This window comes from Robertmurraya sp. DFI.2.37, assembly GCF_029211245.1.
GTDB classification, from domain to species: Bacteria; Bacillota; Bacilli; order Bacillales; family Cytobacillaceae; genus Robertmurraya; species Robertmurraya methanolica_A.
On sequence record NZ_JARGEJ010000007.1, the window covers coordinates 120412 to 141324 of the forward strand.

The window sequence follows — 20913 nt, forward strand, 5'->3', positions numbered from 1 at the left end:
AGAATGAAAAGTGATAGAAACATTTGATTAAGATAAGGGACCAGACGTACTGGTGCCTTTTTACATAAGGAGCTTGCTAATCATTTGAGTAAAGTAGCAGTCATTTCAGGATATAAACCACACGAGCTTGGATTATTTAGTCATAATGATCCGGCTGTTGAATACATTAAATTAGCGATAAAAAAACAATTGCTTTTCCGTTTAGATGAAGGATTAGAATGGGTCATTATTAGCGGTCAATTAGGCGCTGAGCTTTGGGGAGCAGAAGTCGTATTAGACTTGCAACTTGAAGGATATCAAGATTTAAAGCTTGCGGTTATAACTCCGTTTTTGAATCAAGAAGAAAACTGGAAGGATGAGAACAAGGAACGGTATGAATCAATCTTGATGCAAGCTGATTATGTTGACTCTATTACAAAGAAACGATACGAGAATCCTTGGCAATTTCGTCTGAAAAACCAGTTTTTAGTTGAGAAGAGTGATGCATTAATCCTTTTATACGATTTTGACAAAGAAGGCAGCCCTAAATTCTTGTACGAAACAGCACGTAAATATCAAGAAAATCACTCATATCAAATTTACTTAATTGATTTTTACGATTTACAGTCAGTCGTTGAAGAAGAACAAATGAAGAGTACCGATTTTTAAAAAGTAGCACCGGCAAGCTTTCGTGAATGGATAACGGATTTTGAATTAATACGAGCATTTAATTATGCGTGTGGTCTAAATGGGAGTGAAATTTATAATAGTAAATTCAGCCTCTTTAATAAATTTTCTATAGAAAATGTCACTTCCCCAAAAGAAAAATTGACAAAGTTGCATATTTTTGAAAAAATAATGATAACGATTGGCGTTTAGAGGTGAATATATGCTTTCAGATAAAATCAAATTAACGGCTAAAGATATTTTGGAAAAAGAGTTTAAAACAGCCATGAGAGGCTATAAACCAGAGGATGTAGATAAATTTCTTGATATTATAATCAAGGACTATGAAACAATGCAAGCAGAAATAGAAGAGCTTCAACAAGAGAATATTAGGCTAAAAAGATTGGCTGAAGAATCGAATAAGCGTCCTGCTCCAGCACCAGCTCCGCAAACAAGTGGAACGACAAACTTCGATATCTTAAAAAGACTATCAAATCTTGAAAAGCATGTGTTTGGAAGCAAGCTATACGATTGATTGAGGATGGGAACATCTAATTATTTCCATTGCTATTCTTTTCATTCTTACATATAATAATGCTTGTAGTTTTTTAATAACGTTCGGGTAATCGCTGCAATAAGCTTATTGGCAAATTGTAGAGGAAAGTCCATGCTCGCACAGGCTGAGATGTCTGTAGTGTTCGTGCCTAGCGAAACGATAAGCTAGGGCATTAAGGAAGAGGCTGTGCTTCTTCCTTTTTGACGGCAGGGAAAATACCTAAGTCTTAAGGATATGGTATGATTACCTTTAAAGTGCCACAGTGACGGAGCCTGCTTAGAAATGAGTAGGGTGGAACGAGGTAAACCCCACGAGCGAGAAACCCAAATTATGGTAGGGGCACCTTCTTTAAGGAAATGAACGAGAAAGAAGGACAGGTTAAATATAACCTGTAGATAGATGATTACCACCGGAGTACAAGACGAAGGTCGTTTGCAGTACGAAGGAACAAAACATGGCTTACAGAGCGTTATTAAGGACCTTATCATTATTAGTAAGTGAAAGAAAGATAGTTAGGAAAAGCTCTCCGTAGAGGAGGGCTTTTCTTGCAGTTTAGGAAATGCTGAGTTCATTGTCGATAGTCTTTTCATGGGCGTATCCAATTTTGTGCAAGCTAACAAATTTTACGTTTAGTAAAATTTGCTTTTGGGTCTTATAACTACCATATCAAAAGAACAGGCCCTTCATAGTTTTTACGGCGATGAGCACGAAGGGAATGCTTTACTTCATCCGCTCAGAAATAATTTGAACTTTAATGGTTTCGAAGGTGTCACGTGCTTTTTGTAAATAAATATCGTTGATTAAACCATTTTTGGCTCATATCGTGTGCAACGTTGGTCCTACACGAAATGAGCCAAAAATTAACGCTAACATTAATAAAGAGTTGTTCTTAAGAAAAATTTATCTATTTTCTCCATACTTGTTTTTTAACATAAATGACATACATATGGTTTTTATCCATTGCCTTCTTATGATTTAATAAAATAGTGTAACTATGGAAATGTCGACTGACAATGGAGGTATTTTAAGTGGTTGAGCTTAATTCTGAATATCACTCATTGGCCAATACCGTTTTTATGCAAATGCAAGAGGGGATCATCGTGTTAGATGAACAGTTAAAAATCGTTAAGCTAAACCTTTGGGCCCAAGAAGTTATTGGCTATAAAGAACAACTGCTTACTGGTAAAGACTATTCCATCTTATTTTGCAACTTAACGGATTATCAAAGGATCATTGCTCATCTTTTCGAACATCATAGGTGGACAGGCGAGGTTGCCAAAAAGCGCTTCAATGGGGAAGTTTATATAGAATTCATGAATATCCGTACTATTTTTGATTCAACTGGCAAAATAAAAGAATATGCCGTCGTTTTTAGGGACATGACAAAACAGAAGAATTACGAAAATGAAAGGCAGTTAGCAGCAAAGGTACTTGAAAATATAAGCGAGGGTGTCATTGTTACAGATAAAGACGGCAATATACTATCTGTCAACCCTGCTTTTGAACTTGTAACCGGCTATGTTGAAGAAGAAGTATATGGACATAACCCAAGGATTTTTCAATCGGGAATTCATGGTCCTCAGTTTTACCATGAGATGTGGAATAGTGTCTTGACAAAAGGTAAATGGCAAGGAGAGATTTGGAATAAAAAGAAGAATGGCGATGTTTACCCTGAGTGGCTGACCATTAGTTCAATTAAGGATGACAAAGGAGAAATTACGAACTTTGTCGCGGTCTTTTCTGATATTACTGACCGAAAACATACAGAGGAAAAATTAAGACAACTCGCCCATTACGATTCTTTGACAGGCGTCGCCAATCGCTATACATTGAATACCCATTTAGAAAGTCTTATTGACACAGCTTCCAAATATAATCAGCAACTTGCTGTTTTATTTTTAGATTTAGACCGGTTTAAACATATTAATGATACACTTGGACATAATTACGGCGATCAGCTTTTGAAGGAAGTCTCTTTTCGGCTAAAAGGCTTGATCAAAAATAAAGACTTAATTGCAAGATTGGGAGGAGACGAATTTGTGATCGTCCTATCTAATATTAAGCATCCGAAAGAGGCTGTCAACGTGGCCGAGGATATAATCCAAACGCTTTCGACTTCTTCTTTTATATTGAAACATCATGAAGTGTATGTTTCAACTAGTATTGGAATTAGCTTATTTCCACTTGATGGTCATTCATTAGAAACACTGTTGCGGAATGCTGATAAGGCCATGTATAAAGCAAAATCCAGTGGGAGAAATCATTATCAGCTTTATCATGAAGAAATGCATCATGATGAATCAAAGCAAATGAAAATGGAAGTTGGCCTTCGCAAAGCGCTTGAGCAAAAAGAATTTTTTCTAGTTTATCAACCGCAAATCCACCTGAAAACAGGAAAAATTATTGGAATTGAAGCATTAATTCGCTGGAAGCGGGAAGGGCAAGAGATCATTTCACCGGAACAATTTATCCCATTAGCGGAGGAAACTGGACTAATCATACCGATTAGTGAATGGGTTATAAAACAAGCGTGTGAGGATGCACAACAGCTTCATTTACTTGGCCATTCCAATTTGAGCGTCAGTATTAACATCTCTGCCCTTCATTTCAATCAAGAAAACTTTGTGAAATCAGTAGAAGCCATTTTGCAGCAAACAAATATTAATCCTCATTTACTTGATTTTGAGTTAACGGAGAGTATGATTATGCCGAATGCTTCACAAACAATAAGTAAATTAGTGAAGCTGAAAAAGTTAGGGATAAAGCTGTCGATTGATGATTTTGGAACAGGTTATTCATCTTTGAGTTATTTAAACCGTTTTCCATTGGATAGACTGAAAATAGATAAAAGCTTTATTGAAAATCTTAACAAATATCATGACGATTCCAGTATTGTGGAAGCGATCATTTCGATTGCACATCGCTTAAATCTCTCGGTTGTTGCCGAAGGCGTGGAGAACAAAAAACAATTATTATTTTTGAAAACAGAAAACTGTGATCATATCCAAGGTTTTTATATCACAAAACCACTTCCGCTTGCAGAACTCATTCGTTTTCTCGCAGAGTGGGAAGAAGATCTATTAAATTGGCTTTGTTAAACAGAATTGTTGAACAAATTTTTTGACTCATTGCATGTGAAACCTTGGTTTTATAATTTTTTTAGTAGAACTGGAGGTTCTTCTGATTCCATGAAGCCGTAAGAAATCTCATTTTCTCCTTACGGTTGATGAATCAGAGAAAAATTGAACTATAATCAACACCGACATCATAGCAAAGCTATTAAATAAAGGGTGAAAAAATGTCTAAATATCAATTAATTGCTACTGCTGCAATGGGGTTAGAAGCAATAGTGGCGAAGGAAGTAAGAGCACTTGGTTATGAATGTGAAGTGGACAATGGCCGTATTAACTTTCGTGGTGATGAGCTTGCTATAGTACGCAGCAATTTGTGGCTCAGAACCGCAGATCGGATTAAATTAGTAGTGGGAGAGTTTAAAGCAACGACCTTTGATGAACTTTTTGAAAGAACAAAGGCGTTGCCTTGGGAACAGTTTTTACCTGAAAATGCTGAATTTCCTGTTTCTGGGAAATCTGTGAAATCAAAATTATTCAGCGTATCTGATTGTCAAGCAATTGTTAAAAAAGCAATTGTAGAACGACTCCGTAAACATTATAAAAAAACAAGTTGGTTTGAAGAAAATGGCCCGCTATTTAAAATCGAAGTTTCATTATTAAAAGATAAAGCTTTGTTAACGATTGATTGCAGTGGTGCAGGGCTGCATCGCAGAGGCTACCGCATAGGACAAGGGGAAGCACCTATTAAAGAAACTTTGGCGGCGGCATTAGTTTTATTAACGAATTGGACTCCTGATCGTCCTTTTGTTGATCCATTTTGCGGATCCGGGACACTTCCAATTGAAGCTGCTTTAATTGGACAAAATATTGCCCCTGGCTTTAATCGAGAGTTTATTTCAGAAAATTGGGGTTGGATTACTGCGAAGCATTGGGATGAAGGTAGAATGGAGGCGGAAGATCTCGCTCGCTACGATCAGCCTATTGATATTACAGGCTCTGATTTGGATCATCGTATGGTTAAGATCGCTAGTGAAAATGCAATTGAAGCAGGATTTGCTGATTTGCTTACCTTTAAACAAATGCAGGTGAAAGATTTTACGACAACGAAGGAATACGGAGTAATCGTTGGAAACCCACCGTATGGCGAAAGATTAGGGGATAAAGAAGCGGTTGAAAAGATGTACCGCGAAATGGGACAGGCTTTGGCCCCTTATGATACATGGTCTGTCTATATGCTTACCGCAAATGAAAATTTTGAGGCATGCTATGGCAAGCCAGCAACAAAGAAAAGAAAATTATTTAATGGGTTTATTAAAACTGATTATTACCAGTATTGGGGGAAAAGACCTCCAAAGAATAAGGATGAAGGTATAAACAAACGATTAAAAGAATAGAATACTATTGTCATTAATTGGATTTGGAGGAGTGGCAATGAGATATTCTGCTATTGATTTTAATACGATCGAACGTGCCTTATCGTACACGATTGAAGCACTCGAACTTGAGCAAAATGAAGAGCTTCAATCCTCAGTATTAGAGGAGCTTGTGAATGCAAAAGAAGAATTGAAACGAGCGTTGTCATATTCTTTATCACGAATGAATGGGTAATGGGCTTCAAAAACAAATTCAGTCAAAGGACTGACTCTATTTCGATTCAGAGTTAGTCTTTTTTCTTGTATTATAGGTATATGCTGAGTATGCTAAATGATGGGTTTAGGTCATAGTAAGGTACTGATTTATACCATAGAACGTTTTTTTACAGTTAGTGTGATCAAGTAAATGTTTATAGTAGTTGTGGAGAGAAGAAAGAATTAGTGGAGGATATTCATGCATAAAACTAAATTGCCTTTTACAGTTTCGAAGACCGAAACCTTTATCGATAAATTAGGGGAATGGATTGGAGATGTTTTTTACGATATTTTACCTGAAGCGGGCTTTGAGCTTCGGGATGAGCAAGTTTATATGGCTTTTCAATTAGAGAAGGCCTTTAAGGAAAAAAAAGTAATCTTTGCAGAAGCCGGTGTGGGTACCGGGAAAACAATTGTTTATCTACTATATGCCATATGCTATGCACGATATATGAATAAACCGGCAATCATTGCTTGTGCTGATGAAAATTTAATCGAACAGCTTGTTAAAAAGGAAGGCGATATCGCCCGTCTTGAAAAAGCACTTGATTTAACGATTGATGTTCGATTAGCAAAGTCAAGAGATCAATATTTGTGTTTGAAGAAATTAGACAAGTCTGTTTTGGAAGGGGCACCGTATAGCGAAGTTTACGACGAGCTCCCTGCATTTGTTCATAGTGATACTTCGATGCAGGCTTTTTCCCGCTATGGAGATCGAAAGGACTACCCACAATTAACCAATCAACAATGGCGAAATATTGGCTGGGATCCGCTACAGGACTGCTTTTCATGTGACTTGAGGCATCGTTGTGGTCAAACGTTACACCGGGACTATTATCGGAATGCGACAGATTTAATTATTTGCTCTCATGATTTTTATATGGAACATATTTGGACAAAGGAATCAAGAAAAAGAGAAGGACAGCTACCACTGTTACCAGAAAGCTCGTCTGTTGTTTTTGATGAAGGACATTTGCTTGAATATGCTAGCCAAAAAGCTCTCACTTATAGACTTTCAGAGTTGACGCTTGAGACATTGCTGACAAAATTGATGGAGAATGATGTACGCGAAAAAACGCTTCACATTATTGACAAAGCAATCATTGAAAACGAACGCTTTTTTGCTGAAATTACAAAAGTGGCAAGTAAAAATGGGGATTCGGAAAAACAAATGCTTACGAAGACGCCTAAGGTGTTAGCTCAAGCAAAAACATTGCAAAACCTTCTTATGGAGCTTGAGGAGGAGCTTGTATTTGAAAGTGAAATGTACGTGATTAATGAATATGATTTGAAAATTGTTGAGGAATATTTAGAACAAATTACGTATTCGTTATCTTTATTTTTAAAGGAGTTAAAAGGGATAATTTGGTTCGAAGCAGTGAATGAGGAAAGGACACTCGTGATCATGCCAAGAATGGTTGAAGACATTATGAGAGAGGATGTTTTTTCGCAAAAGAAACCTTTTATCTTTTCATCAGCAACATTATCAGAAAACGGGTCATTGCAATATATTGCGAAGAGTTTGGGCATTGATAATTATTTATCATTCTCTGTGAAGTCACCTTTCGATTATGAAGAAAAGATGATGATCCATATGCCTACTTTTAATCATGAGAATCTGCTAGAAAAGTATAAATATACGCTTGAACAACTTCGTGCATCTAATGGAAAAGCGCTCGTTCTTTTTACAAAAGATGAAGATTTAAAGCAATTTAAAGCATTTTCTGACGGACAGACTGAATTTCCCATTTATTTCGAGGGAGATGCGGAAATTAGTACTTTAGTTGCTCGTTTTCAAAACGAGGTTGATTCGGTTCTTTGTGCAATCCATTTATGGGAAGGGTTAGATATTCCTGGTAGAGCACTCGAGAATGTTATTATTTTTGATTTACCTTTTCCTCCACATGATCCGGTCTTTACTGCTAAACGTGAAGGAGCTGAAAATCCATTTGAAGAAGTGGATATGCCTTACATGATCCTTCGTTTACGGCAAGGAATTGGGCGCCTTATCCGTACACACGACGATTGTGGAAGTGTTCATGTTTTAATTGATGACAAGTTAAATAATTACGTATTGGAAAAAGTAAAGCAAGTCCTTCCTGTAAAAGCAAAAGAATATTAAAACACAATTGCCCCCCTTCAGAGAACGAAGAATCGTTCATATGAAGGGGGGTTTTTCGCCTATAGTTAAGAACAACTTTCTGCTTCAAAGCTCCAATTGTGTAAATTTAAGTTGCCAAAGTGTTAAAGGGGGTGCTCTAGCTTTAAGTTTGTATAGCTTTTCAAATGATTTTGAATATTTGAGGAACAGCAGTAATTTAGAGGAACTACTTTTAAGAGATACTTATTATGATTCAGTTTTATCGTCCAATCGCTTTTAAGCCTGCCTCTGTCATTTTTTCAGGCGACCAAGCAGGTTCCCACACAAGTTGGATTTCAGCATGGTCAATTTCTTCAAGCTCGAGTACACAATGTTTAACACCGCCAATAATGCTGTCATGTAAAGGACAACCGGGAGTGGTTAACGTCATGACGATTTCCACCGCATTTTCCTCAACGAGAGAGATATCGTAAATAAGTCCAAGGTCGACGACGTTAATATTTAATTCCGGGTCCATTACCTTTTTTAAATGCTCGCGAATTTTATCTACTAAGGCAATTTGTTCTTGTAGATTCATTTTCGTAACCTCCTATTTTTTAATAACGGCGAGTATCGCAATTCCGAAGACAATGGATGCTGCTGTAACGAGTAGCTGTCCAATGTAGAAGAGCATCTGCCCATTTAGGGCAATGCTTATAGAAACAAGTAAAATACCGAAAATAAACGATAGAAAGATCGGAAGTGCTAATTTTTCATTAATCATATCTTTCAAAGCTGGGACATCCTTTTTTCCAATAACATGCGAATACTTGTGCGTCCACCAAAGGAATGGAACGATTTTATAAAGGTAGCCAATAATACTATAGGCAATCCAAAGCATGATATAAGCAACGATTAGGGGAGCAGCCAAGCTTGCAAATTGATTGCTTATACATGCAATAAAAGCAAGTAAATGAATCATTTCACCAAAGATAATCGCTAATAAAGCAAAGCGAAAAGGCAGATCAAGTTTTTTCTTTACTCTTTTTTTCAAGATCAGGTAAATGTGCCACATAAAGCTACTGAAGCCGACTAAGAGTAAGAAAAATCCACATTTAAACAACCAAGAAAAATCGAGAACAAACGACAACAATACGAATAGCAACCCTGTGCTATAAAAGCCATAAACATATTTTGCTTGCTTCATCTCATAGCCGTGGGAAAGGGAAAACATCGGTGCCATTTTATAGGAGAAACCAAAAATCAGCAGTGTAAACCAGCCAGAGATTCCCAATAATAAATGGCTATGAAAAAGGATTGAATAATAATTGCTAGCAAATCCTGTTTTCATGCTAAAAACTAATGAAATTCCCATTATGATCGTTAGGAACAAACAGACTAATGCACTTCCGACAAAAAGAGTAAGGATATTTGGTTTTGCTTGTTTTCGCAAGGTCATCCCCATTTGAATAAGGAACATAATGATCCCAATAAGCATGATGATCCCGGGAATGAGGGCTTTACTAGGGATGATATAAAGGGCAATAGCAAAGGAGACAACCCCAACCGCTGTGACAGCAAATTGTATAAAACCGAATTTTTCATTCCATATCGGAGTCAAAAATGCTACCGGCACCAATTGATACATAGCACCCATTGCGATCATTAACGCCCATCCTAATATAAATAAATGGGCAGCAGACCAAATTGCTGGAATGCGGAAGTGCCCATTTATAAAAGCATCCCCGTTAAAAAGAATGAGAAATTGAGAAATAAGAAGCGCAAGTATACTAAAAAAAATAAAAGAAAAAGGTAATTTAATGTTCGTTTCACTCCCTGTATTCTTCACTATCATGAAACCATCTTCCTTACTTTGTAATTTTTATTGTGAAGCTTCCATCCTCGTTTGGTTCAGTTATATGTTTAAAGCCTAGCTCATCTAATTGTTCATAAAGAAACATTGGTCTACGATCATTGATGATTTCCAATGTATCTCCTTCAGCTAAAGTCTCTAGAGCGCGAAGTGTCCTCATCATTGGATTAGGCGGTTCTAATCCGCGATTATCTAATCTCATTTTGATTCCCCCTTTTTTGTAAATGTTACTTTCCAGTGTTTTTTCTCAAGCTGTTCTGCCTGATGGACAAAACCTTTTGCTTTCAAAACAGCGAAAAGAGGGGTAGGCTTAAAAGGGGCATGGAGAATAAAGACATCCCCACTTTCTAAGCCTTTAACAGCCACCATAATTTTTTGGAATGGCTCTATCTTGTTTTTCAGATCCTCACGAACATCTAATTCTACGACACGTTTTTCCATATTCATCTCTCCCTTATGTCTTTTCTTTAATGATAATCATTTTCATTAAGTGATATCGTGATGTAAATCACAAGACATGAAGAATTTTATTTTCAAGTGTGATGGTGTTCACTTCTCCAAAATATTGCACGCTCTATACTACATATGTAAGGAACGAAGTTTACAATTTAAGGGGAGTGAGTAATATGAAAAATTTCGCAGCTGAAGTGATTGCGCCCAATTATCCACCGAAAGAAAAACATCCAAAGATTATTAACACTTTTGATTCCCTCCAACCAGGGGAGTTTATGTTGCTAGTAAATGACCATGATCCCAAGCCATTAAGATATCAATTTATGATAGAAAGAACAGATACATTTACATGGGAGTACTTAGAAGAAGGTCCTGAACTTTGGAGAGTAGCGATCGGAAAAAAATAGGAATCAGATGAGAGGGTTTGTTTTTGAAACGATCCTCTTTTTCTATTTTTTGGAGTTATTTTCTGAAAAATATGATAAAATATAGGGGTATTTGATTCACTAAGGGGTTTAATACGTAATATATCCTTGCAAATGGAATGACAGTTTTGGGGAGGACAAATAATAATGAGTGAAAAAATTAAGCAGATCGAGCAAGAGTTTACTGCTTATGTGCAGAAAATGAGCGCATATAACGAAGCCCTTGCTTTAGTTTATTGGGATTTACGCACTGGAGCGCCCAAGAAGAGTGTTGAACAGCGTTCACAAGTGATTGGAACTTTGTCTCAGGAAGTGTTTAAAATGTCTACTTCTGAAGAAATGGCCGCTTACATTGCTAATTTAACGACAGACGAGGCGAAAGAGGTCATTTCGGAAATTACGAGGAAGACAGCCGAGCATTGTAAAAAAGAATATGATCGCAATAAGAAAATTCCTGCAGAAGAGTATAAGGAGTACGTTATTCTCCAGTCGAAGGCTGAAAGTGTGTGGGAAGAAGCGAAGGATTCATCCGATTTTGATCTATTTAGACCGTATTTAGAAAAGTTAGTAGAGACGAATAAACGCTTTATTACATACTGGGGCTATGAAGGAAATAAATACGATACCTTGTTAGATATGTATGAGCCTGGAATTACAGTTGAGATTTTAGATAGAGTTTTCGGAGATCTTCGTGAAAAAATCATTCCGCTTGTTAAAGCCATTTCAGAATCAGACAACAAACCAGAGACAAGTTTTTTATTTGAACATTTTCCAAAAGAGAAACAAAGAGATTTTAGTTTGAATATATTAGAACAAATGGGTTATGATTTCCAAGCTGGTCGATTGGATGAAACGGTACATCCTTTTGCGATTGGATTGAATCCTGGTGATGTTCGGGTAACGACTAAATATGATGAAAAAGACTTTCGCGTCGCTGTGTTTGGGACAATTCATGAAGGTGGACATGCTCTCTATGAACAAAATATATCCAAGGATCTAGTAGGAACGCCATTGTGTACAGGGACTTCAATGGGAATCCATGAATCCCAGTCTCTATTCTACGAAAATTTTGTTGGACGAAATTATGCATTCTGGAAGAAAAACTATGAGCTGTTAAAATCGTATTCAAATGGTCAATTTGCTCAAGTATCCGTAGATGATTATTATCGTGGGATTAACGAATCAAAACCATCCCTTATTCGGATAGAAGCGGATGAATTAACATACCCGCTCCATATCATTATTCGATATGAAATTGAAAAAGGCCTATTTAATGATGAAATTGAAGTAAAAGATTTACCGCAAATTTGGAATGAGAAGTATGAAGAGTATTTGGGGGTGACACCTGACAGTGATGAAAACGGTGTTTTACAAGATGTACACTGGTCAGGAGGTTCTTTTGGTTATTTTCCTTCCTATGCTTTAGGTTATATGTATGCAGCTCAATTCAAGAATACGATGCAACAAGATCTACCAAACTACGATCAATTACTTGAAGAAGGGAATTTACTACCTATAAAAGAGTGGCTAACGAAAAACATCCACCAGTTTGGTTCTTTGAAAAAGCCTTTGGAAATCTTAACAGATGTAACTGGGGAAGGGTTAAATGCTCAATATTTAGTTGATTATTTATACGATAAATATAGTAAAGTTTACAGCTTGAATATTTAGTTCAACAGTCTAAGGATGACGTGTTTGTCGTCCTTTTTCTTTCTTAGGAAATGATAGATTTTGTAGTTGTATATTACTTTTTCAATTAGTATATCTACGTCTAGCTCCGCACCGATCGCCTTACAAACTTCAGGTTCTCTCCATACGATAAGTTAACCAGAGGTGCTTGCACCCGTAGGTTTCCTATATCAAAGATCAGGTCCTTTCAGTTATGTACGGTGACGAGCAAGGGGCTTGCGCTATTGTTCTTGGAGGAAGCTATGAAAAAAATCTTGCCGTATATTATGATTGCTTTTGGTGCAGCTTTATGGGGATTAATTGCTATTTTTGTTAGAGAACTGAAAGAGGCTGGATTGACAGAAATGGAGATTGTTACAGTAAGGGTCACTTTTGCTGCTATCTTTCTCTTAATCGTAGGGGCAGTGTCTTATAGAGAGCAATTGCAAGTACAATTAAAGAAGCTTCCATTTTTTGTTGGAACTGGGATCTTCAGCATTGCTTTTTTTAACTACTGTTATTTCTTTACGATCAATGAACTGAGTGTTTCCATAGCTGTCATTCTTCTTTATACGTCTCCAGCCTTTGTAACCATTCTGTCGTTTATTTTTTTAAAGGAACCGCTTCATAAACAGAAGATCATCGCCGTTGTTGGTACTATATTAGGATGTGTGTTTATAGTAGGTGTCGGTGTTGATCAAGGCACTACAATTACTTTATTAGGGGTATTAACAGGGCTAGGATCAGGGCTTGGTTATGCTTTATATAGTATATTTGGAAAAGTTGCATTAAAACACGAGATTAAACCATTTACGGTGACATTATATACGTTTGTAATAGCTGCCATAGCATTACTGCCGTTCTCGGGAATCTGGGTGAAACTAGATGTTCTATTTTCATCGAGAGTTCTTTTCGTAAGTGTTGGTCTGGGCTTAGTACCAACAGTAATTGCTTATTTGGCCTATACTTGGGGTCTTGAGAAGACAGAAAGTAGTAAAGCAGCAATTATTGCAACTGTAGAACCTGTTGTTGCCATGCTGATTGGTTTCGTCATTTTTCAGGAGAATTTGGGGATTTCCCAATTGTTCGGAGCATTTTTAATCTTTTTGGCTGTAATGATTGTAAATCTTCCCGTTATGAAAGGGAATGAGCAAATAAAGCATAATAAAAACACTGGTTCAATTGGCTGAACCAGTGTTTTTATTATGTTAGCTCAAGCGTTTCACACCAAAAGGGCAGCATGTTTTATTCACTATTTTATTGAACAAAGCCCTCAATTTAAAAATAAAGCATTTATTGTTCCGATTACCAAAGTTTGTAACCTTGTGCTCCTGGAGGTGCGTTTTTAATTAGGTCAATAAATGGAATTGTGTAAGCAAAAAGAATTAAAAGTACAGTAATTCCGAGCCATAACTTCCAGTTTTCGAACACCATCGGTGCTTTTTCTTCTTGATTTGCTGCTTCTCCAACCGGAAATTCTTCCTCACCTTTAGGTGCAAAGAATGCTAGGTTGACAAAAATGTAAAGCATTAAAATAATCGCGATAAAGAGAATGGAACCACCAACGGCTTGAGCGATTTGATATGGAATCCATTCTGCTGCTTGAGCAGCTCCACCATATTCAGAGAATGATGAACGGCGAGGAGCGCCGAGTAAACCAGCAGCATGCATGGCACCTGACATAAAGGTCATTCCAATCGCCCACAGATAACCTTGAATAAGAGCCAATTTATTAATTTTCTTCGTTAATTTTCGTCCAGTTAAATGCGGTACAAGCCAGAATGAGACACCGAAGAATGTCAGAACAACAGCTGTTGCAACTGTTAAATGGAAGTGTCCTGTTACCCAAACCGTGTTATGCACAACCTGGTTCATTTGATGGGAAGCGTTGACGATACCGCCTGCCCCCGCAGGAATAAATGCGAGCATTCCGATAAATGGTACTGTAAAACGTGCGTCTTTCCAAGGAAGTTTCTTCAGCCATCCGAATAATCCTGTTGCCCCTTGAGAACGTCCGTAGCTTTCAAATGTTGCGAACAAGGAGAACGCAGTCATTAATGAAGGAATGACGACTAAAAATGTTAATACTACTTGTAAGAATTTCCAAGCAGGGTCAATGCCCGGTTCTAAGAGCTGATGGTGGAAACCTACTGGAATTGAAAATAATAAGAATAGAATAAAAGACATTCTTGCTAATGAATCTGAGAAGATTTTTCCACCAATAATTTTTGGAATCATCACATACCATGCCATATAAGCCGGTAGTAACCAGAAATATACGAGCGGATGTCCGAAGTACCAGAATAGGGTACGGCTTACACCAACGTTAACTGTTTCAACTAATCCTAAAGACCATGGCAATAATTGAATTAAAACAGTTGCTGCAACACCGATGGTTGCCACGATCCACATCATTGTATTTACAAGTGCCATGAAAGTTAGTAATGGACTAGGTTGTCCAGGGTTTGCTCTTCTCCACTCTGCATACTTTAGAATAATCGTCGTACCAACAGCCCAACTTCCTACTACAACAAGCGTTAATCCTAAGTAGAAGACAAAATGAGCTTGTAATGGTGCATAAAATGTGTAAAGTACGGATGCTTCGTTAAGAAGAATCATCACTGCTGCCGCGACAGTACCAATTGTCATAATCCAGAAGCCAATCCAGCCAATTGTTCTCTGTTTATTGGTGAAAGTACCCGCCGTTTTGCTTACGGCAGCAAGCTGGAATCCCATAATGAAAAATGTTGTTAATACAAGTCCTAATACGACACCGTGGACCGTTAATATTTGATAATAGCCAATCCCTGCTGGCAATTCAAACTTTCCAGATCGTACTAATACCTGAAGCAGTCCAGCTAGTCCACCGACTAGCAAAGCAATAAATGCAACATAGAAATGAGCCATCACTAATTTTGCGTCACGGCGATCAACTTTTAAATTTAGAGATGTTTTAAGCATATATTATTCCACCACCTTAATCATAGATGTCATCAGATGGTGCCCGGATCCACAATATTCGTTACATAAAACCAAATATTCTCCAACTTTATCAAAGGTTGTTACAATTTCACTAATATAACCTGGTTCCACCATCATATTAATATTTGTACCTGCTACGCCAAAGCCGTGAATAACATCCTTTGAAGTTGCGATGACTTTTACCTTTGCTCCAAGTGGAACTTCAACCGTTCCAGGAGTATAAGCAAAGGCTTGGGCAACAAATACAAGTTCATAATCCCAATCTTTTCCTTCCACTTTCTTTAAGCCTGGCTCCTTAAATGTCTCGTGTTCGTCTACCTTCGTTGGATCAACAACAGCTAAACAGCTTGGAGGTTGATTACCAAGGTAAAAGGCGCTCACTCCTAAAACAGATAAGAACACAAGAAGAGCAGTTACCCCGAAAATCAGCCATATTTTTTCAAATTTGTGCATATGCATGGCTTAAAATCCCCTTTCATTTTTAAAACCGATCTAAGTATAAGAAGTAAACGCCAACCCAAAGAACTACGATGAAAAAGCCGACAAAGAAAACGGAAACTAACGTCCCCTTTAAAGAAGAGCTGTCCTCAATCTCTGTCTTTGTTTCGCTCTTCAATTCTGCTTTAGCCATAACACTCACTCCTTTCGGAAAGATAGAAAATGTAAATGATTACACCTTCATCATACTAGACAATTTTTGAGAATCCATATCGATGTAAGGAATTCACAAATTGTTCAATATTCATATATTTACTATCTTAGTAGTGGAAAGTTTATTTAACAGTGATTTTTGTCACAAATTCACTTTGGTGAATGTGAACATTTTATGAACGCGAAAAAGACTCCAGAAACACTTCTTGTAAAAACAGAAATGTTTGGAGCCGAAGGTCAAATTTTAAATGTAATTGTTAACCATTAAATGATCAATTTTTTCACACCAAATGAGTTCGTTTGATTTACATCATATTACATGTACATTAATTTTTATCCCTATAAAAGATTTTATCGAAAAAAAGCTTGGCTTTGTATGATTTAAATCACTTGAGAAAAATTGTTTAATATTGTTATAGAATTGCTTTTTTCCACATATTATTATTCTATCCCTTTTACGCGATTCAGTTTTTCTCTGCAAACGTATTCTAAGGCTGTGCCATTCGGTCACCATTTTCCGAAAATAAAATAATATGGGCATAATATAACTTTTAATTTTAGTGAAAGAAGTGAATAAGAGCGATGGAAAAATACTATTGTGAAAATTGTAGGATACTATATGATGGCTTAGACGTATGTAGAGTATGTGGTAATGAAGTGATAAATAAAATATGGATTGAGGTTCAAAATCAAAATGGTTCTAGTGAATTAAGAACAGATTAGTCTGGTGTTCAGAGTGTAGGCAACTCGAAAGTTTTCGAGTTTGCTTACACTCTTTTCAATGGTTTTGAAAATCCTTGAGTATGCCAGGGGTTCGAAAGAGCTAATCGAGTGATATTAAAAAAACACTTCGCGGTAGGATAAAATTGGAAAGTCGAGACCTTGATATAAGCGTAGCGAGGGGAGTGGCTCGGCTCAGTCCGGAGTAGGGTTAAATATTTACATAGAGAAAATTAAAAAAGAGTTGCCCCTAAAACTAAAAGCTAAGCTTATGAGACAGACTTCTTTTGATTGCTTTAAATATTTTTCAGGTGACCTTCCATAATGACGAGAAACTAAGAAAATGAACGTGAAACCATTCTAAACGCTGACATTCTGAAGGAGGTTAGGTTGCTTGCTGACTATATCTTTTTAGATTCAACACATGTAAGTCCGGTGTATTTTCTTTCTTATTTGCTGTTGATTTGATATGTTGAAAGGTGTAAGAATTTTTAGAGAAGGGTGATTAAAGTGTATTTGCCTTCATTTCGATTAGATGAGCAAAAGGTGATAGTGACTGGGGCAGGAAGAGGAATCGGAAGGGCACTTGCGATTGGATTAGCAGAAGCTGGAGCAGATATTGCCTTACTGTCAAGAACAAAGGAAGATTTAGAGGAAACAGCCAATTACATAAACGATTTAGGACGGGAAGCCCTTGTAGTGCCAACAGATGTGACGAAGCGGGAAAACATTATAGAAAGCTTGCATCATATTGTCGGCAAATGGGGGAAAGTAAACGTTCTTATCAATAATGCAGGAATGAATATTCGTTCAAAAGCATTGGATGTGACAGACGAAGAGTGGCAAAAGATTATGGATACGAATTTAAAATCTACTTTTATGATGTCGCAAGAAGTAGGGAAACTAATGAAAGAAACGAATACTGATGGAAAAATTATTTCCATTTCATCAGTAGCAGGTACTGTTGCGCTCAGAACAGGAGTTGTTTATGCGGCTACGAAGGCAGCGATGATTCAAATGACGAAAGTTCTAGCTATGGAGTGGGGGCAATACAATATTCGTGTTAACTCAATTGGTCCATGGTATTTTAAAACACCATTGACTGAAAAGTTATTAGCAGATCCGGAATATTTACACGAAATTTTATCGGTAACTCCACTTAATCGGGTTGGAGAGCTTCAAGAACTCGTGGGACCAGCGGTGTTTTTAGCATCAGAAGCCGGTAATTATGTAACAGGGCAAACGATTTTCGTCGATGGAGGAATGTCGATTAAAGGATTTTGACGCGAAGTTCTATACAGGAGTCGCCATTTGCTAAAAAAGACAATTAGACAAGAATAGCTTGTCTAATTGTCTGGCTGGAAAAATGAATATAGATTTTCTGAAATGTCAAAGGTCAATGTCGGAAAAATTTCCCTTTTCCGAAAATGAAGCTTAAGCTGCAACTTCTACGGCTAAAATAATCTCTAATGACCCAATATTATTCATATGAATTGGGAGACGAAAAGCTCGATCAAATCCATACACCTTTGTTTGCCCTATTAATACTGTTGGGGGAGTAATGTCCATTTCGAAACCCCTTTGGGAGATCGTTGTGGAGAGATTACCAGCAAGCATATTTCCTAGTTCACCTGCGAACGATTCAAGCATTTCTCCTTCGAGAAACATTCCAAACATACCCTCTCCAATTTTTCCGAATGTCTTTTCTTCACCTTCAATGATAACACGTCCTCGAACATCACCTGTCATTCCAATGAGAACACCAATTGAATGCTGAGTAAAGGACTGTGTAAACAATGATGGCTTTTCTACAGTCACTTCAAACGGTAGAACCGCTTTAACTGATTCGATCGTCCCGTTTAAGATGTCTGTTACACTTTTAGTTAATGTCACTAATCATTCCCCCACTATATAATTACTATTTATATTACCACAATTTCAACTTACTTAAAGATAAAAAATCGGATTTTATATAGGTATATTAGACTACTTATTGAGTAAATAAAAAGTAACGGATAATTGGAAAAGTTTATGTGGTGATGATGCAGGTTATTTGTTTTATAATAAAAGTGCACAACAATCCTTCAAAACATTCACTTCCTTCAAATTTTTATATTGGGGGAAGTTTTTTTATTGATTGTGGTACATTCTTGTAATGAGTGTATCGAGCTTTAATTCATAAAAAATAGGTGCTGAAGCAATTTCAACCTGCACCGAAGATTTAGCGCAACCATCGATTTGTTATTGGTGTGCGGCAATAAGAACGAAAGATTGACTTTGATTTATCCGAGCAAGAACAATTTTCCAAAGGAGTCTCTTATTTCTTGCAATAGCACGCCTATTTTATGAGCGAGGTAACTATTAATCAATGAAACTTATAGAACCGTATTTAATGTTAGTATTCTGTTTAAAGGGAGAATAAGCGCGCATAAGATATGATGTATTGGAAATAATAACCTTATATCGTTGAAGGAGTGATTCCGATGCCTCAAATCCTCTCTATCGCAGAAGTGCATCCCCCATATGTGATTACACAAGATGAAGTGATGAAATTCGCCCGTACACTTTTTTCGCATTCCTTTAAAGATATTGAAAGATTATTAAAGGTGTTTCGAAGCGGGCAAATTAGGAAACGTCACTTTGTTAAAGGGTTAGATTGGTTTGAGAAGGAACGCTCTTTTGAGGAAAGAAATGATGCTTACATCAATCACGCAGTTGAATTAGGGACCATTGCAATTGAAGATTGTTTACAGAAAGGATTTTTTTTAAAGAAAACGGTTCCTTTTGCAGAAATAGATGCGATTTTCACCATTTCAAGTACAGGAATTGCAACACCTAGTATTGAAGCGAGAATTATGAATCAACTTCCTTTTTCTCCTTTTACGAAACGCATTCCCATTTGGGGTCTTGGATGCGGGGGAGGTGCGTCTGGATTATCAAGAGCATTTGAATATTGCCGCGCATTTCCTCAAGCTAAAGTGCTGATCCTTGCCATCGAATTTTGTAGCTTAACTTTTCAAAGAAATGATCGTTCTAAGAGCAATCTCATTGGTACATCGTTGTTTGCTGATGGTGTGGCATGTGCGTTAATGGTGGGCGATCAAGTGAATAGAAATGAATGGCAAAATGTTTTATCTGTTCCTTCAATTATCGCAACGCAATCGATGACTTTAAGAAATTCTCTTGATGTAATGGGATGGAAAGTGAAAAACGATGGATTGTATGTCGTATTTTCAAAGGATATTCCAACAATCATTGAAAAGGAATTAGGGCCAGCCGTTACCCACTTTTTGGACAAAACGAATCAGCAGATGGGGGATATCACTCATTTTATTGCTCATCCAGGAGGAAAAAAGGTGTTGGATGCTTATGAGCGTGCCTTAGCGATTTCTTCTGCCCAAACACAATTGTCAGCTAATGTTTTACGTGAATTTGGGAACATGTCCTCGGTTACAATTCTATATGTTTTAAAAAGATTTATGGAAAAAGGGGGGGAAGGAGAAGTGGGATTGGCTACAGCCCTTGGACCAGGCTTTAGTTCGGAATTGCTGTTGTTAAGGTGGATGAAATAATGAAACTATTTATTACTGTACTCATTATGCAAAGGTTAACTGAGCTTGTAATTGCAAGGCGAAACGAAAAGTGGATGAAAAAACAGGGCGGAATTGTGGTAGGTCAAGCGCATTATCCCTATTTGGTAATGCTCCACATTTTATTCCTTTTAAGTTTCACAGTAGAAGTGGTTGTTTTACAAAGAAGCGTTCATCCATCTTGGCCCTTCATTTTAGTGCTGTTTTTACTAACGCAAATTGGCAGAGGCTGGGTCATTTATTCATTAGGGCGATATTGGAATACAAAGATTATCATCGTTCCAGGTGTTAAGCTTGTCAAAAAAGGACCCTACCGATTTTTAAAGCACCCCAATTATGTAATTGTCGCTGTGGAATTCATTATTATTCCATTATTATATGAGGCATATTTAACTGCCGTCGTATTTACAATCTTAAACATTTGGGTCTTATCTATTCGTATTCCAACAGAAGAGCAAGCCCTTCAAAACTTGACAGAATATGGGCGTGAATTTACGAAGTACAAGCGGTTTATTCCTTCTTTTTCGAAAAAAGTTTGAACATTTTGAAGCAGCTATTGAAACTCAAA

The 20913-nt window shown here is 37.1% G+C and carries 20 protein-coding genes and 1 other RNA gene; 13 read left to right on the top strand and 8 right to left on the bottom strand.

The annotated features are described in order from the left end of the window. Positions 1-84: 84 nt before the first annotated feature. The 7 genes from PZE06_RS06195 to PZE06_RS06225 all read left to right on the top strand — a co-directional run bounded on the left by PZE06_RS06195 (position 85) and on the right by PZE06_RS06225 (position 8025). On the top strand, positions 85-648 hold the full coding sequence (locus PZE06_RS06195; protein WP_150914719.1) for an SLOG family protein: 564 nt from the start codon (positions 85-87) through the stop codon (positions 646-648). 220 nt (positions 649-868) lie between these two features. After that, entirely contained in the window at positions 869-1180 is a 312-nt protein-coding gene (gene gpsB / locus PZE06_RS06200; RefSeq protein ID WP_150914718.1) for a cell division regulator GpsB, read from the top strand. 79 nt (positions 1181-1259) lie between these two features. Continuing rightward, positions 1260-1668, top strand: an RNA gene (gene rnpB, locus PZE06_RS06205) — RNase P RNA component class B. Between the two features lie 561 nt (positions 1669-2229). Next, positions 2230-4299: a sensor domain-containing protein gene (locus PZE06_RS06210; RefSeq protein ID WP_225310616.1), complete on the top strand. Its 2070-nt coding sequence runs from the start codon at positions 2230-2232 to the stop codon at positions 4297-4299. Positions 4300-4499: 200 nt separating this feature from the next. Continuing rightward, on the top strand, positions 4500-5669 hold the full coding sequence (locus PZE06_RS06215; protein ID WP_150914717.1) for a THUMP domain-containing class I SAM-dependent RNA methyltransferase: 1170 nt from the start codon (positions 4500-4502) through the stop codon (positions 5667-5669). 37 nt (positions 5670-5706) lie between these two features. Then, positions 5707-5883 (top strand): hypothetical protein, encoded by a 177-nt coding sequence (locus tag PZE06_RS06220; protein WP_191963166.1) that lies wholly within the window; start codon positions 5707-5709, stop codon positions 5881-5883. A 219-nt stretch (positions 5884-6102) separates the two neighbouring features. Then, the gene (locus tag PZE06_RS06225) at positions 6103-8025 is read left to right on the top strand and encodes an ATP-dependent DNA helicase (protein ID WP_150914716.1); all 1923 of its coding nucleotides are present in this window, start codon (positions 6103-6105) and stop codon (positions 8023-8025) included. 238 nt (positions 8026-8263) lie between these two features. Here PZE06_RS06225 and PZE06_RS06230 read toward each other — a convergent pair whose 3' ends face one another. From PZE06_RS06230 to PZE06_RS06245, 4 genes are read right to left on the bottom strand one after another with little or no spacing between them, the layout of a single operon-like run. Beyond that, complete coding sequence (locus tag PZE06_RS06230) at positions 8264-8581, bottom strand: metal-sulfur cluster assembly factor (protein ID WP_150914715.1); 318 nt, start codon at positions 8579-8581, stop codon at positions 8264-8266. Positions 8582-8593: 12 nt separating this feature from the next. Further along, positions 8594-9838, bottom strand: a complete 1245-nt coding sequence (locus PZE06_RS06235) for a hypothetical protein (protein ID WP_191963167.1) — start codon at positions 9836-9838, stop codon at positions 8594-8596. A gap of 13 nt (positions 9839-9851) precedes the next feature. Next, positions 9852-10058 (bottom strand): DUF2249 domain-containing protein, encoded by a 207-nt coding sequence (locus PZE06_RS06240; RefSeq protein WP_150914714.1) that lies wholly within the window; start codon positions 10056-10058, stop codon positions 9852-9854. Further along, entirely contained in the window at positions 10055-10297 is a 243-nt protein-coding gene (locus PZE06_RS06245) for a DUF2249 domain-containing protein (RefSeq protein ID WP_150914713.1), read from the bottom strand. Before PZE06_RS06245 ends, PZE06_RS06240 begins: the two co-directional genes overlap by 4 nt. 185 nt (positions 10298-10482) lie before the next feature. Between PZE06_RS06245 and PZE06_RS06250 the strand changes: the two genes are divergently transcribed. The 3 genes from PZE06_RS06250 (at position 10483) to PZE06_RS06260 (ending at position 13592) form a co-directional block, all read left to right on the top strand. Next, positions 10483-10716 carry a DUF2249 domain-containing protein gene (locus PZE06_RS06250; protein ID WP_150914712.1) on the top strand — a complete coding sequence of 78 codons (234 nt, stop codon included), beginning with the start codon at positions 10483-10485 and terminating at the stop codon, positions 10714-10716. A 165-nt stretch (positions 10717-10881) separates the two neighbouring features. Further along, positions 10882-12405 (top strand): carboxypeptidase M32, encoded by a 1524-nt coding sequence (locus PZE06_RS06255; RefSeq protein ID WP_150914711.1) that lies wholly within the window; start codon positions 10882-10884, stop codon positions 12403-12405. 260 nt (positions 12406-12665) lie between these two features. Then, positions 12666-13592 (top strand): DMT family transporter, encoded by a 927-nt coding sequence (locus tag PZE06_RS06260; protein WP_150914710.1) that lies wholly within the window; start codon positions 12666-12668, stop codon positions 13590-13592. Between the two features lie 115 nt (positions 13593-13707). Here PZE06_RS06260 and PZE06_RS06265 read toward each other — a convergent pair whose 3' ends face one another. The 3 genes from PZE06_RS06265 to PZE06_RS06275 are packed head-to-tail and all read right to left on the bottom strand — an operon-like array spanning position 13708 to position 16015. Then, positions 13708-15363, bottom strand: coding sequence for a b(o/a)3-type cytochrome-c oxidase subunit 1 (locus PZE06_RS06265; RefSeq protein WP_150914709.1), 1656 nt, complete (start codon positions 15361-15363; stop codon positions 13708-13710). 3 nt (positions 15364-15366) lie between these two features. Then, positions 15367-15843, bottom strand: coding sequence for a cytochrome c oxidase subunit II (locus tag PZE06_RS06270; RefSeq protein ID WP_150914708.1), 477 nt, complete (start codon positions 15841-15843; stop codon positions 15367-15369). Positions 15844-15865: 22 nt separating this feature from the next. Next, positions 15866-16015 carry a cytochrome c oxidase subunit 2A gene (locus tag PZE06_RS06275; RefSeq protein WP_150914707.1) on the bottom strand — a complete coding sequence of 50 codons (150 nt, stop codon included), beginning with the start codon at positions 16013-16015 and terminating at the stop codon, positions 15866-15868. A 1250-nt stretch (positions 16016-17265) separates the two neighbouring features. On the opposite strand from PZE06_RS06275, the gene PZE06_RS06280 reads away from it, so the two are divergent. Next, positions 17266-18039, top strand: a complete 774-nt coding sequence (locus tag PZE06_RS06280) for an SDR family NAD(P)-dependent oxidoreductase (protein WP_150914706.1) — start codon at positions 17266-17268, stop codon at positions 18037-18039. A 150-nt stretch (positions 18040-18189) separates the two neighbouring features. Here PZE06_RS06280 and PZE06_RS06285 read toward each other — a convergent pair whose 3' ends face one another. After that, positions 18190-18648: a chemotaxis protein CheX gene (locus PZE06_RS06285; protein WP_150914705.1), complete on the bottom strand. Its 459-nt coding sequence runs from the start codon at positions 18646-18648 to the stop codon at positions 18190-18192. A gap of 590 nt (positions 18649-19238) precedes the next feature. On the opposite strand from PZE06_RS06285, the gene PZE06_RS06290 reads away from it, so the two are divergent. Together PZE06_RS06290 and PZE06_RS06295 are read left to right on the top strand one after the other, a co-directional pair. After that, entirely contained in the window at positions 19239-20327 is a 1089-nt protein-coding gene (locus PZE06_RS06290) for a type III polyketide synthase (protein WP_150914704.1), read from the top strand. After that, a complete protein-coding gene (locus tag PZE06_RS06295; RefSeq protein ID WP_275791644.1) occupies positions 20327-20884 on the top strand; it encodes an isoprenylcysteine carboxyl methyltransferase family protein in 558 nt (185 codons plus the stop codon). Before PZE06_RS06290 ends, PZE06_RS06295 begins: the two co-directional genes overlap by 1 nt. Positions 20885-20913 lie beyond the last annotated feature (29 nt).